The organism is Streptococcus sp. HMSC061D10 (genome assembly GCF_001808865.1).
Lineage (GTDB): Bacteria > Bacillota > Bacilli > Lactobacillales > Streptococcaceae > Streptococcus.
In genome coordinates, this window is sequence record NZ_KV795019.1 from 104963 (window position 1) to 118163 (window position 13201).

Genomic DNA, 13201 nt, shown 5'->3' on the forward strand with positions numbered 1-13201 from the left:
TAACTCTCTTAACTCTCCTGGATTAATTGCTTTACTTCTATGTCTGAAAGTTGTCCATCCATGTAGAGTTTCCTAAGTAAATCTTTATCTACAGTAATTTCATAATAGTCTGTCACAAACTCATGAAATCTCTCAAAGCTATCAAAGAGGTAAGAAAGCAACCATTCTCCACCATCCTGATCTTGGTAAGTGTATTGATGCGCATGACCGTCATACCAGATAAAGAAGGTTGTTTCATCTTTTTGGTCTTCTGAATAAAGTGAGACATACTTTTCGTCCAGTCCTTTATAAAAACCATCAATGACGTCTTGATTCCACTCGTCAGCAGCAAACTGGCTTAAACTGCTTTCATGATCAAAACCTTTTATGAGGATCATTTTATCAGTCAAAATCACATCTAAAGAATCACCAGATCCATTATCAATAAGATAGCGGACTCCATAGTCTTCCTCAGTCTTAATCACGAGTCTGAGCCAATCCTCACTCGGATCTGTTAGATACTCATCAATGACCAGAAAGGCATCTAAGCGAGTCTTTATCTTGCCCCAATCAATCTTTCTCATCTCTAAAAACCTCCATCTTATTCTTGCAATTTATCAAGATCACAAGCCCTATAACGAGCTGTTAGATAGCCTGAAAAGCTAATCTGAGGGATATTCCACTCATTAGCCAAATAAATCGAACAATCTACCTGATCACCTAGAGGGGAACTTGCTGAGAAGACATATCTTCCCAAATCCTCATTATTAGGATTTCTTTCAACTTGACCCAATCTGCTAGTATTGAACCAGTCTTTAAACAGTAACCAGATTTGCTCGGCATCTTCCTTTAATAGGGAGACTTTCAAGTTGTAGCTGATTCCAACCCTAGATCTTTTTTTGAATCCTGACTCATCAGCCTTACAAACTTTTATTGTTCCCTTATCATACTGCCAGTTATCACTATCTAATAGGGGAAATTGAACAGATAGATTGTCTTTAAATCCCTGCATAGTATCTAATAAATCTTTGGAGGCAGCTTCGAATAATTCTAGTTCTTCCATAGTCTTCTCTTTAATTTTCATAGCTAATCACATTTCGATTTAATCTGCATCAACCCAGATCTGGTATTTTTGACAATGGAGACATCTAAACAAGTAACCACAGATAGGCCCGTCTTTGACCAAGTAGTCTTCTACCTCTTGATATTCTTCACGCGCTTCATAGTCTGCCAAAACTTGCTCAGCGATTCCCATATCCTTCAATTCTCGAGTTCCAACTGTACCCAAGTAAGCACAATAATCTTGGCAACAAGAAAGCCAATATTCTCCCTGCCAACTAGAGTAGCCTGGGGTCTGACAAAAAAGCAGCTGATTCTTTTCTGAATCCAATTCACCCTGCCACTCGGCATCTTGGATAAATTCTGCATCGAATTTTTTAGCTGCTTGACCATTTGCAATGCACATTGGGCAAAGGTATTCTATATCCTCTATACTATAAGGTATCAAGGCATAATAAACATTGCTTTCTTTCCCACAAGATGGACAAAGCTTGGCTTCTCCTTCAACAAATGAACCTGTAGCTAAGGGATCTGGATGATAGAGAAAATGTGGCAAAGACTCTAATAGCTTCTGTCTTTGCTTCTTCTCTTCTTTTCTTAGAGGACGAGGAAGGGCAAAACGATCGCCATGACTCTGACTCATTTCTTGTAAACGGCTCAGTTTCTTTATCTGTTTTCGATCAGGTTTGTCTAAGATTTCGGTAAATAAGCTATAGGCACTAGCGTAGAGACCCAATTGTTCATAGAGGTCAACTAAGACTTTTTTAGCTTCTAAATCCTCAGACTTAGCTAATTCATCAGCCAAATCATAGAGTGCCACAACACTGGAAGAATTTCCATCTTGTTCCAGGTATTGCTTTTTTAAAGTAATATACTTTTCTAGAAATGGATTCATGGGACTACCTTTCTAATGGAATCTAAAAACCTTAACAAATAGTGACCAGGACATTCCCATTGAGCTCCAGAATCTTTTTGTAAAACTCTTTCATATTTACAAAACTGATTCGAATTTCATCCTTGATTTCTTCCTCTTCCTCAAGATAATCCCAAATATCAGGATATAAGTCGGCTTTCTTGCATGCTACCATACTAAAGTCTGTCAAGGCTCTGTCCATGTCAAAACTTTCTAGAGCTTCTACGATCTCGGCTATCTTGGTTTTTTCAGTATAGGCTATGTACTCAGACACTTCTTCTAAAGGTGTCACCCCTAAAACTGCTTCTCTCAAGGGATTGTCATCCAAAAATTCTGAACTACTAAATCCTGTCATGACAAAAACCAAAGCATCCCACATTTTGTCAATATCTAGTAAGATATCATGAGTATCAGCGGAGTCCTCAGCAAAGTCTAACAAGTCATCTTCTTGGTTAGAAAGAGCTTTTATTTGTTCTAATTCATTGTCTGGTAAATATTGATAATTGGCAATCATTCCCATGATTTTTCTCCTTTGAATCTTGTAGGATAATACTGATGTTTTTAGCTCTATTTCTATAGAAAATGCTATAATGGAGCTAAGAAATTGGTTTTATTGAATGTTAAATAGGGGGAAATAGTAATGTTCACTAGTATTGTTTTAGGGTTTTATGCTCTTTTCTTTCTATCCTTGTCCTTTACTATCTATCTCTATATCAGACTTGTAGTTGCAGTCAGACAAGGAAAAGAGGTTCCAAAATGGATCTATAAACTTGGCCATGCCATTCAAGGAAGAATTCACGTTGACTATGAAGAAATCACTGATGCCAATGCCATTAAAGAGATTCATTGGTTCTTTCTAATCTATTTAATCGTAAATCTACTCGTATTAGCTGGCTTCTACTATCATGGCAATAGCTTTCCTCAAGCCATTTATGAATGTTTGAAGAAACAATTTTTCATCGTACTTGTTAGTATGATTTTAAAAAGCATTGTTAAATTTATCGTATTAGCTATAAGAAAAAACTTTCAAAACAGTCATGCCTATGCATCAACCAACGCTTTTATCGGAACAGCTTTTTTAACGAGTTATGTGTTTATGTTTTGCATGATGATGAGTGGTCTTCCAGCTCAACCAGTTCCGGTAACCATTCAAAATACAAAAGTTATCGTAGGTGAAACCAAGGCTTCCGAGCTTTTGGACCAAGGCTTTACCTTTGGAGATAAAAGTGCAGAGAGCTCCATTACCAATCCTAAAAACGACCACTTCTATTACGGTCAACTTCTCGAAGTAAAGCGAGATGATCAGTCTTATGGTTTTATGAGCCTTACTCCTACGGGAAAAGATACTGATCAACTTAAAAACTGCGTCATCACCTATTACAGAACACCTAAGGATAGCAAGCAACTAGAAAAAATTTCCATCAATCATGTCAACCTAGTCGATCTTAAGATGCAGGATTTTCAAACACGAAAATTTATCGATATCTTTCAACTAAATCCTGCTGATTATAATGTCACTGACACCGATGCAAACTTCGTCCTAACCATACAAACAGCAGATTACGATCTATGGAAAAGATACAGGATTGAAGCCAAGTTTAATACAGATGGTTCCCTAGATAGCTATGGTGTTAGAGCTCAACATAGTATGTGGGAATGATTCACCCCTTATTTTCCTCTTACCGATAAACATTAGACTGAAAAAATATCGTCGACAAGTTTATAGGTTTCTATGAACCGAAGGCCAGAAGAGCCTTTATCTCTAGTGATTTCTTCATAAATATCTTCTAAATTTTGGGCAGGTGCCAGCATCCAAAGACTAAATGGTCTAAGTTTCACCTGTCCAATTTTTTCAATATTATCTAATAATTGCCCTAAATCTTTGTGATTGAACCAGCAATCTGTATCCAGAGCAAACTTCGTATTGTCCATCTTACAGGAGATTTGACTGGTCAAAAAATCATCGATGGTGGGCTTTTTTGTTTGTAAAAGGCGCGTGCAAGCCAAATGATACTCAAGCTTTCTAGGACTCTGCTCAACCATAGATACAAAGACAAGACCATACTCATCTTGGAACTTAACAGCAAGGAGATCTCCTTCTTCAAAATAAGGTTTGCGTTTAGTTTTGGCTTTAGGGCCTTTAGAGGCCTAGGATTTTCAGTTTGCAACTGAACTCCAAGTTTTTCCAAGACCTTTTTCCTTTGCTTCAAAGCCTTTGAGTCTATTTCCGACCAAAATGGATCTGGACCTTTTTTGATAAGCTCCAAGGTTTTATCTCTGATATCATCTGTCAGGTGACCAATCTTCCACAGTGAGTAGGCAAGAGCTGTCCAATAAATTTCTGTAAAAAAGTCTGTTTGGCAGTAATCATTCTCCGCATCAAGGATATCCTTGATAATATTTGCCACATGTTCACCGTCTCTATAGCGACCAACTACCTCATTGTAAATGTCATAACCTTGATCACTGTCAATGATTTTAACGCCATCAATAGCCATACTCAACTCCTAATGTTCAATCGACATCTTATTGCTAAATCTCAAAACTTATTTAATCTTATGCTTGTTCATTTTCTCTTGGAAAATATCTGTAAGAATTTGGCGTAATTCTTGAGCTTCCTTATCAGGAAGTTGGCCTTCTTGTTCAGCTACGACGTATAATTCTGGATACTCAAGCGAGATTCTCTTAACAGTACGTGTAATGGCATGTTTTCTAACAAAAAATGGAATCCGTTTAATCATATCTTGAGGAATTAAGGCGATAATCTTATCGGCAGTTTCCTTATCGTTCAGCTTAGAGAAAGTTAGTCCCTTTTTAATCATTTCTTGTTCTTTTTCTGTAAAATCTTTAATATCCATTGTGTTTCCTTATAACTATTTTATTTACTACTATTATACTATTTTTTTAATTGGTCGAATGAAAAATCTCTATAAATCCTCTTTTTCCCAAGAACGGAATCTGTTGTAACAGGTAGTTTTTTCAGCAACTCTTGAATATCAATATCTTTGGGAAGAGGATTCAATTCTCCCAGACTATTTTCCTGAAGATGTGCTGCAAAGATAAACTCTCCCTTTTCCCAATCCATAGCACAATCATTTATAACATCTACTGGCGACAGGTCCAGCAGTTCTTGCTCTTGCGCTATAAAAGTTTCATAGATCAACTCAAAAATGGCTTCCTTATCAATTTTTACAACTCTTAATGTATGTTCATCCATGCTTGCTGTCCTTTAATCATCACTATCATCTTCTGTCACATGCCAAACCTGAGCTTGGTAGGGTTCTCCATCACTATCGTATTTATTGATATATCCAATAAATTTTTCATTTTCTCTTGGTTTATGTTGGTTAGCATTGATTACCCAAACAGCCCAAACTCCGACCAAGACAATCATTATGAATGCCAGTACTACTTCCATATTAATGCCATCCTTTAGAATTGAACCCACTTATCATTATCCATAATAAAGGGCTTCGCTAGACCTTCTCCTGTATAGTTTTCGTATTTTGTATCTAGATATTTGTAGCAATCTTCCTTGGTTGCAAATTTGATAGCTTGATAAGGCTCCTCAAAAGTTAACTTTTCGACAAAGAGATAGCCGTCCTCACTCGGTACAAGAATTCCAACATGACCGATAAAGAGGGATTGACCATCCAAGTCATCATGGACGACTACGGACAGCATTCGAGCATTCTCATTAAACTTGAATTGAGAAAGGAATTTTTCCATCTTAGAAGCATGCACCTTAACATCTGTCGTTGCTTCGGTCTTGACTCTTGAGAATAAAATATCAAAAGCATCCTTGTCTTCCGCACCAAAGACTTTTCCTTTGTCAATGGCATCATTATCGACAAACAAAAGGGAATCATCTTTCTCTAACTTAGGGATTTCGATAGAATTTTTCAATAAACAATAACTGTTAATACGACAGTTGGTACCGACAAAATCCCCCTTTTTAGGCGTCCAAAGATTGCTTATCTTTTCAACATCGTAGTCTGTTCTAGTAAATGTAGAAAAATCTCCAGTTAAGCCTACTGAACCGACAGTATTGTTATAATCGTTGACAAGATTGAAAAATGCATCCACACTTTCTTTATCCAAATGTGCAGCCAAGGCTTTCCGAACTTCTTCTGCACTTGGTTGACTGTTCATATTGGTATAGCTAGCCTTCCAAGAAACTTGAGCAGACTGTGTTTGAGTTACTGAAGTTTCAGTAGTTCCATCACTCGACTTTTGAGCTTGATTACGAGCCACTAAGGTCAAAAGAAGTGTTGAGCAAAGACCTATAGTCGCTAATCTTTTAAATTTCATAGGCTTTCCTTTGTTTAAAAAAATTGTTGTTAAAGGTAAATAAGATTATGCTTTCGGTTGAGAATAGACTTGGATATGCTGACCTAGCACCTTAATTTCTACTGGTAGGTCATCAGATTTGTCACCATCAACATCCGTTTCTAACTCAATGTCTGAAGAGATTTTGATATGACGAGCTTTTATGTACTCGATGTGATCATTTTCAACGACATCCCCTTTTAATAAGTCAGGGATTACAGATAATTTAGAAAGAATTGATGCATCCTTAAGAATCAGAACGTTTGCATATCCGTCCTTATCTTCATCAAAAATCTTCTTATCAGCAAAATAATTGGTTAGGAGAACTAAAACGTGACTTGCTTCTCCAATATAGTTTCCATTTTCTGTCTCAACAGTAATATTAAATGCTTGATCTGTCACGACAGACTTTACAGTATTAACCGCATAGGCTAGCATACCAAACTTTGTTTTATCTTCAATTCCAACGTTATGAATAGCTTCTGGTAGTGAACCAATACTAAAAATGTAGCCGAAATAGTCCCCATTGGATTTTCCAATATCAATCTTATTCGTAGAATTGAAATCAAGCTCGTCAATCGCGCCGTCAATATCTTGATTTATTTCTAATAATTTTGTGATGAGATTTCCAGTTCCTCCAGGTATAATTGCTAGTTTTGGAATATAGTCTCTTTCAGCGATACCAGAAATTACTTCATTAACAGTACCATCTCCACCGAATACAAGGACTGCATCATAATTCTCCCGAGAAGCTTCTGTGGCGAAGTTGGTTGCGTCTTGCGCTTTTTGTGTAATTCTGGTATCGACTTGCTCGAAGTATTTTTTAGCCTTATTTTCTAACTTTTCCTTATAATCTAAAGCCTTTTCTCCACCAGAGGTTGGATTGATAATCAACATTATTTTTTGCATTCATTTTCTCCTCAATATCTATTTACATACTTAGGCTATCAATATATCTTTTTTTGATACACTTTATTATATAATGAAATTTCTAAAAACAAAAATTGGAAGTACTGAACTAAAATAGATACAATCCTGAACTGTCTAAGAATTTTTCTTTCAAAATTGGAAAAATAGATTTGTAGAAAAGATTTTATCAAGTTACAAACTGAAGAAATCATCTCATTCACTCTTTCTTCATATACATCAGTTTTTAATTTACTTTAAAACAAAAACTATGCTTCTATTATTTTCTTAGCCACAAATGTTGTAAAAAACTAATATCTTTATAGGGTTTTAAATCACATACTGCAAGTTCAATCTTTGTCATTTCTTCTAACCAGTTTTCTTTGCTCTTAAATTCATTTGGTTGTAGACTGTAAAATGTTCGAATCCCCAAATAGTTTTCTAATTTAAGACCAGACAAAGCTAATAATTCCTCAATCGTATAAGTAGAACCACTTGTAAATGAGAGGCTCTCAAAATTTTCACCATTGAGTAAGCTAAAAGCTTGGTTGATGTCATTAGCAAAAACAACACTTTGTAGAACTTTTCCAACTTGATTATGCTTGATAATTGAAATTAAGCCATCATCTTTTAAAATTCTTTTGAACTCCAGAAGATAGTCTTTTCGGTCATTAGGATCTATATATTCTAGAACATTATGGCAAAGGACAAGATCAAAGGATTTATCCGTAAAACGAGCGAGTTGGTCAATACTTCCCCACAATTTTTCATAGGATGTGGAAGAGTTGGCATAGAGCATTTCCTCATTGGGTTCAACAGAAATAACTTGATTCTTGCGAGAGAGAAATTCACTGACCAAACCAAATCCAGATCCAAAATCAAGAATTTTCTTACCTTCCAGGTGAGCAAGTTGGGCAAAGGTTATTTCATATTGTATCTTTCCCCAAGGTTGTTTTAACATATTTCTATAATGTTCAAGATCAGATTTTTTGCTTGTCATGTGTTACCTCATTGAAATTGATATTTTTTTAAAATCATTTCTTCTAAAAGTTTACAGTAAACTCCCGGATTTTCAGTGATCTTACAACAGTGGTCATATCCTTGCCAAATGTGAAATGTGGCATGAGGATACTTTTTTGGAAGAACTTTTTTAGCAGCTATCAAGTCGAATTCTTTTGAACCATAAAAGAAAACACAACTCTTTTGTTCCTCTGGCGAAAGGTTAGGCAAAGCTACGAAGGCACAATCATGGGAAATATGTTTGATGCTTTCTTCATCCATAGCAATGAAAGAATCCGCCATCATTTCTCCTTTTTCTCCATAAAGTCCAACCATCTTACGAACAGCAAGATCTCTATTTCGCAGAGCTTTTCTATGCTTTATTAACAATAAATACCTAGTAAAGACATCAAGCAAGGGCGCATTTGTCCATAAACTAATCCCTTCAAAAACAAGTTTCCCAAACCTGATGTCCTTGTAATTCAACAATTGCAGTAATACAACTCCACCCAAGGATGCACCAAAGGCTAAACACAAGTCTTCTATATGATGATCCTTTAGATAATCATAAATCATCTGGCTTTCCTTAAGAGACGATTCGTAGATGAGCGAAGCTGATTGCCCATGTGCAGACAAATCCGGAATGATATATCTAAACTCTTGCCCCATCTGGTCTGCAATCAGGGACTTCATCCCTTGAGCCGATGATAACATCGGGTGGATTAACAATATCGTATCTTTCTGATTAGAATTAAGATCAAGAATGTTCATTATCTATCACCAGATTTCTTTCCTTTTTAGCCCTTATCCTTAAAGAACTTATACCATCCATTTATGATTTATTCAGATAAATGCAACAATTATAATACCTTCACTTGAACCCCTTGCTTGTCGAACGTTTCTTTGACATGTTCAAAATTACTGCTTATGATAGTCGCTTGCTTCAGATTTGGAAACTGTTGCAGTTCTTTAAGACTAACTTCATTTAGATCGAAACTATCATCTTCACCGTCCCACTGAGGTATCAAATTCAGATAAATTTCATTTCCTCCATCCATATAGATTTCTTGAACTTGTTCGGCATATTTCTTAGGTATAGGAAGATTTATCATATAATCAAGTGCTGGCTGAATAATCTCCAGACTTTCTGTGTCGATTTCCTCTTCACTAAATTCTTCCGCAAAATCATAGATGTCAAAGTAGGGTTTCAGTACAAGTAAATCATACATCAAAACCTGGATAATGGCTAGTTTAAAATTTATATTTTCAAAGGAAAGCAGTTCTTCGTCAGTTTCTTTTAACTTGTAACTTTCCCGTTCATGTTTGAACTCTGGAAAGTAGGAAATAGAAAGTGTGTCTGTGATTGTCTCTGTAATTCCATTAAAATTTGTTCCATAAGGAGTCCATAAAATAAGGTCAAAATCCCCTACTCTATGCCTATCAGAAAAGAAATAAGGAGATTTTCCATCTGATAATACCACAGCTTGACATGGTTGCTTTGGCAATTCTTTCTCTCCAGTCATAGATTTTACAACATCGCCATAGTAGAGGAAAACAGTAGAAATCAAATGTTCCTCATCAATGTAGGTCTTACATTTTTTTAAATGATTATTAATTGAGAAAGAATGTTCAAATACAATTCCAGCTTTATCATAAATGTATTTGATAAACTTATTATCTCTTTTGACAACCTGGTCAGGCTTCCCCAATACAGCTTCAATATCTTTCAAGGACAAAGGAAAAGCTAAGCTAGTTCCGTTAATAATCATTGAATTGTTTTGAAGATCGATTTCAAGTTTTTTGTGTGTTTTTTTCTTAAAAAAATCAAACATATTACTACCTTTTCTTAAGTTTCTTCCAGATAAATCTTGACCGCTTGGTATTCCTGCTCTTTAGCATAGGCAAACACCTCTGAAGCTCTAATGTAATCAAAGATATTTTCCTCTAAATCTTCATCCCAGATTGATTCATGAAATATTTCATTCTCTTGACTTGCTTCATAGAAAATATCAAGGTGAACCTGATAAAACTCTTCATCTTCATTTGGGACTTGCCTTACCAACGATAGTTGAAACAAGGGCTTATCAGATATACTTGTAAATGTCCCTGTTTCAAACAAAATCATCTCATCCTCAATAGGCTGACGACACAAGTCTTCAAAGATTGCTACCATTTCCTCTAAGGGCATCTTATCGGTGATTCTTTCTCTTAAAAATTCAAGTGATTGCTTCATATTTTTTCTCTTTCTAGATGGTTTTCGTTCTTAGAATAATCCTATTAAAAAATTGAATCCCTACACCTTTTATTATACTACATAAACAGAAAAAAAGACCGAACCAGATGGCTTTCACCCTAGTTTCAGTCTAGCTCTTTTTGATAATCGGAATAGCCACTGTAAGGACGTCTATCCCCAAATTAATTCCCTGAACTTGGTAGTGATAGATTGGGCTAAGCAAAATTTAAAACTCACAGATACAACTTTCATCTCACATTCTTTAGAAATTCTCACGATTAACTTCTTCAAGATAGTCATCCAGATGATGGTAGATCTGCATATCTACTTCTGAACCATCTTGTAAAACTGCAAATACCTTCACTTTATCATCATTGACAAATACGAAATTATGTTCACCAAAATAAGCCTGATAACCCTTGTCAACTAAGGTCCAAAGTTCATCTTTTGTTAAACCAAAAATATCTTTTTTTACAAGATAGGTTTTCCTGACTTCCATTTTCATGATAGATATTTCTCCTTAAGAAGCTAGATAGTGCTAGATGTTTCTCTTTACTGCTCAATCCGTCTACTCAAGCAGTGGCATACACTCACAAAGAACTTTGGTTGACTATTGAATATCTTTCATCGCTTCTTTCACATATCCTTCGACATCTTCAATCTCTACAAACATTGGGTCTAAGTGACATAGAAAGTGCCAATCTTCAGTGTCGCGTTTTCTGTAGACAATCGCTTCACCGTCTTCACTTCCGAAAAAGCTTCTGTCGACTTCGTACCCTTTGCTTTCTAAGAAAGCTTTTGCCTTGCGGAAGTTTGCTTCTCTGGCTTCGACATAAGCTTTCACTTCATAGTTATTAACGACATAGGCATCGACTTTTGTAGCTCCTTCAATCACTTTATCGTTTTTAACCGATAGATTCGAAATATCTTTCCAAATAATGTCCACATTTTCCTCAGAATTAAACGAAAACCTAGATAAAGGGACAATATTTCCATTGAAGACAATTTCCATATAATCCGGTAGATTTTTTGGACTAAAATACTCCACTTCAAAACTATCCTCGTTTTCTAAAGTATATCCAGGGATTTTAGCTACAAATTCTTTCCCTTCTTCTAAAGCCTCAAATACGACTAAATCCTTTGAATAATTGTTTTGGTACAATTCTAATAGATACATCATTAATCCTTCCAATATTTGAAAAACCAACCGAGATTTAAGCGACTTACAACCTAATTATCTATCCTTAGTATACACATATATTTCATAACGAAGATATTTAACTATAGTTTATCCAGGATCTACATTTATGGAAGTTAATTTGTAACCATCCTCATTGTATAAAAACTCTAATTGTAGGATTAAATCTACTAATTCAGAATTAGAGGTCATCTGATATTCAACAGCAAAGCCAGTTTGATCATTAAATTCATAAACTTGTAGTTGAGAATACTCATAATTCGGATGGAAATTACATTCTACACCATATTCATCAATTTTATCAAAATCATTTAATTGTAATGAATCGTCAATATATTCAAGCAACTCTCTTACATCATCAACTTCTGAACAATCAACACAATCCATAATCTCACTATAATTATTTAGATGAATTGCTCTTAAAATCTTTTTAAGTACTTCAATTACTTTTTCTTCATTTTGGCATTTTTCTTTGTACTTAAAATCATCGAATTTTCCCATGATAATACTTCCTTTTCTAAAATTTAAAATGTTGTTTCCTTACTAATTCTATTACTCGCCAATATTGTATAAATTAAATAAGCAATAAAAATGATAATAAAAATAAGATTAATTTTTAACACAAAATAGAGATTTAACAAATTTGCGAACGCATGAAATAATATACAGTATCCCACAGATTTCGTTTGACGATAAAGAAGCCCTAAAACAAAACTTAAAAATAATGTATATATAAAAAATAAAATAAAAGGAAATCCTTGATGACTTTCTCCAACTATAAACCATAAAGGCAGATGCCAAATCCCCCAAATTGATCCTACAATCAAATTAGATTGCCAATATGTATATTTTTTATCAAGTAATGGTTGTAATATTCCTCTCCATCCTAATTCTTCATGTCCACCACCAAAAAAAATTAATTGAATAAAGAATAGTGGCATTAGATAAATGGATACTCCATTTAATTCTAAGGAAGATACAGAAAATAGTATCAAAATTGCTAACAAATGAATAATGAAATAAGTACTACTATTTCCTTTCTTACTAAATAGAAAATGTTGAAATTTTATATTATTCCTTTTCAAATAAAAGCCACTTGCAATAGCTGGACCAAGTGCACCTACTATATGTAACATTCTCCCTATAAATGTTTCTAATCCCAAAATATGAGATTGTGTAAATATGGCAAGAAGCCCCCAAGCTATATAAGAAATTCCAAATGTAAAACAAAGATAATTTTTTAAATTCTTTTTGTCAATTTCTGTCATTTTATCTTCCTAATCCTGATTATTCTATGTTTAATATTTTTTACTGCTTCTTAGTTGCTCTCGATTATAACTACCTATATTCTATCACAAAAACACAAAAAAGCCTTACAATCAAGGCTTTTCATTATTCCTTTCGTTCACTTTTAAGAGCAGAGAAACACTCTCAGCGGTTCGGACTTACCGTATCATTTCGTCGGTGCCCCTCCTCATTCTACGAGTCCTATCGCATGGGCCGAACATCTGCTTCTACTTCGCTGATGCCTCAGCTCGGACAAGCAGTGATACGACCTCAACATGAAACGAGCGAACACTAATTA

Annotated in this window: 18 protein-coding genes and 1 pseudogene; 1 reads left to right on the top strand and 18 read right to left on the bottom strand. The window is 35.0% G+C overall.

Going from position 1 to position 13201, the window contains the following annotated elements:
• Nucleotides 1-8: 8 nt before the first annotated feature.
• From HMPREF2728_RS06495 to HMPREF2728_RS06510, 4 genes are read right to left on the bottom strand one after another with little or no spacing between them, the layout of a single operon-like run.
• The gene (locus HMPREF2728_RS06495) at nucleotides 9-563 is read right to left on the bottom strand and encodes a hypothetical protein (protein ID WP_075227399.1); all 555 of its coding nucleotides are present in this window, start codon (nucleotides 561-563) and stop codon (nucleotides 9-11) included.
• A 17-nt stretch (nucleotides 564-580) separates the two neighbouring features.
• Entirely contained in the window at nucleotides 581-1063 is a 483-nt protein-coding gene (locus HMPREF2728_RS06500) for a hypothetical protein (protein WP_186822196.1), read from the bottom strand.
• 18 nt (nucleotides 1064-1081) lie between these two features.
• Entirely contained in the window at nucleotides 1082-1933 is an 852-nt protein-coding gene (locus HMPREF2728_RS06505; protein WP_075227401.1) for a CbrC family protein, read from the bottom strand.
• Nucleotides 1934-1964: 31 nt separating this feature from the next.
• Nucleotides 1965-2471 (bottom strand): YfbM family protein, encoded by a 507-nt coding sequence (locus tag HMPREF2728_RS06510; protein WP_075227402.1) that lies wholly within the window; start codon nucleotides 2469-2471, stop codon nucleotides 1965-1967.
• Nucleotides 2472-2591: 120 nt separating this feature from the next.
• Here HMPREF2728_RS06510 and HMPREF2728_RS06515 point away from each other — a divergent pair, with 120 nt between their 5' ends.
• Nucleotides 2592-3611, top strand: coding sequence for a hypothetical protein (locus tag HMPREF2728_RS06515; RefSeq protein WP_075227403.1), 1020 nt, complete (start codon nucleotides 2592-2594; stop codon nucleotides 3609-3611).
• A 32-nt stretch (nucleotides 3612-3643) separates the two neighbouring features.
• On the opposite strand, the pseudogene HMPREF2728_RS06520 reads toward HMPREF2728_RS06515, so the two are convergent.
• From HMPREF2728_RS06520 to HMPREF2728_RS06585, 14 genes and pseudogenes are all read right to left on the bottom strand, one after another.
• Nucleotides 3644-4449: pseudogene (locus tag HMPREF2728_RS06520) on the bottom strand (hypothetical protein).
• A 48-nt stretch (nucleotides 4450-4497) separates the two neighbouring features.
• The gene (locus HMPREF2728_RS06525; RefSeq protein ID WP_075227404.1) at nucleotides 4498-4809 is read right to left on the bottom strand and encodes a hypothetical protein; all 312 of its coding nucleotides are present in this window, start codon (nucleotides 4807-4809) and stop codon (nucleotides 4498-4500) included.
• A gap of 38 nt (nucleotides 4810-4847) precedes the next feature.
• Nucleotides 4848-5168 (bottom strand): hypothetical protein, encoded by a 321-nt coding sequence (locus HMPREF2728_RS06530; RefSeq protein ID WP_075227405.1) that lies wholly within the window; start codon nucleotides 5166-5168, stop codon nucleotides 4848-4850.
• Between the two features lie 12 nt (nucleotides 5169-5180).
• Complete coding sequence (locus HMPREF2728_RS06535) at nucleotides 5181-5369, bottom strand: hypothetical protein (protein WP_075227429.1); 189 nt, start codon at nucleotides 5367-5369, stop codon at nucleotides 5181-5183.
• A 14-nt stretch (nucleotides 5370-5383) separates the two neighbouring features.
• Nucleotides 5384-6262 carry a DUF4300 family protein gene (locus HMPREF2728_RS06540; RefSeq protein ID WP_075227406.1) on the bottom strand — a complete coding sequence of 293 codons (879 nt, stop codon included), beginning with the start codon at nucleotides 6260-6262 and terminating at the stop codon, nucleotides 5384-5386.
• A gap of 45 nt (nucleotides 6263-6307) precedes the next feature.
• Nucleotides 6308-7189 (bottom strand): diacylglycerol/lipid kinase family protein, encoded by an 882-nt coding sequence (locus tag HMPREF2728_RS06545; protein ID WP_075227407.1) that lies wholly within the window; start codon nucleotides 7187-7189, stop codon nucleotides 6308-6310.
• A 277-nt stretch (nucleotides 7190-7466) separates the two neighbouring features.
• A complete protein-coding gene (locus tag HMPREF2728_RS06550; protein WP_075227408.1) occupies nucleotides 7467-8186 on the bottom strand; it encodes a class I SAM-dependent methyltransferase in 720 nt (239 codons plus the stop codon).
• An 8-nt stretch (nucleotides 8187-8194) separates the two neighbouring features.
• Nucleotides 8195-8761 (bottom strand): alpha/beta hydrolase, encoded by a 567-nt coding sequence (locus tag HMPREF2728_RS06555; protein WP_261674121.1) that lies wholly within the window; start codon nucleotides 8759-8761, stop codon nucleotides 8195-8197.
• A gap of 284 nt (nucleotides 8762-9045) precedes the next feature.
• A complete protein-coding gene (locus HMPREF2728_RS10385; protein WP_075227410.1) occupies nucleotides 9046-10017 on the bottom strand; it encodes a DUF6892 domain-containing protein in 972 nt (323 codons plus the stop codon).
• Between the two features lie 14 nt (nucleotides 10018-10031).
• A complete protein-coding gene (locus tag HMPREF2728_RS06565; RefSeq protein ID WP_075227411.1) occupies nucleotides 10032-10418 on the bottom strand; it encodes a hypothetical protein in 387 nt (128 codons plus the stop codon).
• 262 nt (nucleotides 10419-10680) lie between these two features.
• On the bottom strand, nucleotides 10681-10923 hold the full coding sequence (locus HMPREF2728_RS06570) for a phosphohydrolase (protein ID WP_075227412.1): 243 nt from the start codon (nucleotides 10921-10923) through the stop codon (nucleotides 10681-10683).
• Nucleotides 10924-11028: 105 nt separating this feature from the next.
• Entirely contained in the window at nucleotides 11029-11595 is a 567-nt protein-coding gene (locus tag HMPREF2728_RS06575) for a hypothetical protein (protein WP_075227430.1), read from the bottom strand.
• A 111-nt stretch (nucleotides 11596-11706) separates the two neighbouring features.
• Nucleotides 11707-12117: a DUF7668 domain-containing protein gene (locus tag HMPREF2728_RS06580; protein WP_075227413.1), complete on the bottom strand. Its 411-nt coding sequence runs from the start codon at nucleotides 12115-12117 to the stop codon at nucleotides 11707-11709.
• 23 nt (nucleotides 12118-12140) lie between these two features.
• Nucleotides 12141-12884 (bottom strand): CPBP family intramembrane glutamic endopeptidase, encoded by a 744-nt coding sequence (locus HMPREF2728_RS06585; protein WP_075227414.1) that lies wholly within the window; start codon nucleotides 12882-12884, stop codon nucleotides 12141-12143.
• Nucleotides 12885-13201: the final 317 nt, after the last annotated feature.

Bases quoted from the DNA above. Each gene is read 5' to 3' on its own strand.
- HMPREF2728_RS06530 (WP_075227405.1), bottom strand. From the start codon at position 5,168: ATGGATGAACATACATTAAGAGTTGTAAAAATTGATAAGGAAGCCATT.
- HMPREF2728_RS06545 (WP_075227407.1), bottom strand. From the start codon at position 7,189: ATGCAAAAAATAATGTTGATTATCAATCCAACCTCTGGTGGAGAAAAG.
- HMPREF2728_RS06540 (WP_075227406.1), bottom strand. From the start codon at position 6,262: ATGAAATTTAAAAGATTAGCGACTATAGGTCTTTGCTCAACACTTCTT.
- HMPREF2728_RS06505 (WP_075227401.1), bottom strand. From the start codon at position 1,933: ATGAATCCATTTCTAGAAAAGTATATTACTTTAAAAAAGCAATACCTG.
- HMPREF2728_RS06550 (WP_075227408.1), bottom strand. From the start codon at position 8,186: ATGACAAGCAAAAAATCTGATCTTGAACATTATAGAAATATGTTAAAA.
- HMPREF2728_RS06515 (WP_075227403.1), top strand. From the start codon at position 2,592: ATGTTCACTAGTATTGTTTTAGGGTTTTATGCTCTTTTCTTTCTATCC.
- HMPREF2728_RS06535 (WP_075227429.1), bottom strand. From the start codon at position 5,369: ATGGAAGTAGTACTGGCATTCATAATGATTGTCTTGGTCGGAGTTTGG.
- HMPREF2728_RS06495 (WP_075227399.1), bottom strand. From the start codon at position 563: ATGAGAAAGATTGATTGGGGCAAGATAAAGACTCGCTTAGATGCCTTT.
- HMPREF2728_RS06565 (WP_075227411.1), bottom strand. From the start codon at position 10,418: ATGAAGCAATCACTTGAATTTTTAAGAGAAAGAATCACCGATAAGATG.
- HMPREF2728_RS06570 (WP_075227412.1), bottom strand. From the start codon at position 10,923: ATGAAAATGGAAGTCAGGAAAACCTATCTTGTAAAAAAAGATATTTTT.
- HMPREF2728_RS06510 (WP_075227402.1), bottom strand. From the start codon at position 2,471: ATGGGAATGATTGCCAATTATCAATATTTACCAGACAATGAATTAGAA.
- HMPREF2728_RS06500 (WP_186822196.1), bottom strand. From the start codon at position 1,063: ATGAAAATTAAAGAGAAGACTATGGAAGAACTAGAATTATTCGAAGCT.
- HMPREF2728_RS06525 (WP_075227404.1), bottom strand. From the start codon at position 4,809: ATGGATATTAAAGATTTTACAGAAAAAGAACAAGAAATGATTAAAAAG.
- HMPREF2728_RS06575 (WP_075227430.1), bottom strand. From the start codon at position 11,595: ATGTATCTATTAGAATTGTACCAAAACAATTATTCAAAGGATTTAGTC.
- HMPREF2728_RS06555 (WP_261674121.1), bottom strand. From the start codon at position 8,761: ATGATTTATGATTATCTAAAGGATCATCATATAGAAGACTTGTGTTTA.
- HMPREF2728_RS06585 (WP_075227414.1), bottom strand. From the start codon at position 12,884: ATGACAGAAATTGACAAAAAGAATTTAAAAAATTATCTTTGTTTTACA.
- HMPREF2728_RS06580 (WP_075227413.1), bottom strand. From the start codon at position 12,117: ATGGGAAAATTCGATGATTTTAAGTACAAAGAAAAATGCCAAAATGAA.
- HMPREF2728_RS10385 (WP_075227410.1), bottom strand. From the start codon at position 10,017: ATGTTTGATTTTTTTAAGAAAAAAACACACAAAAAACTTGAAATCGAT.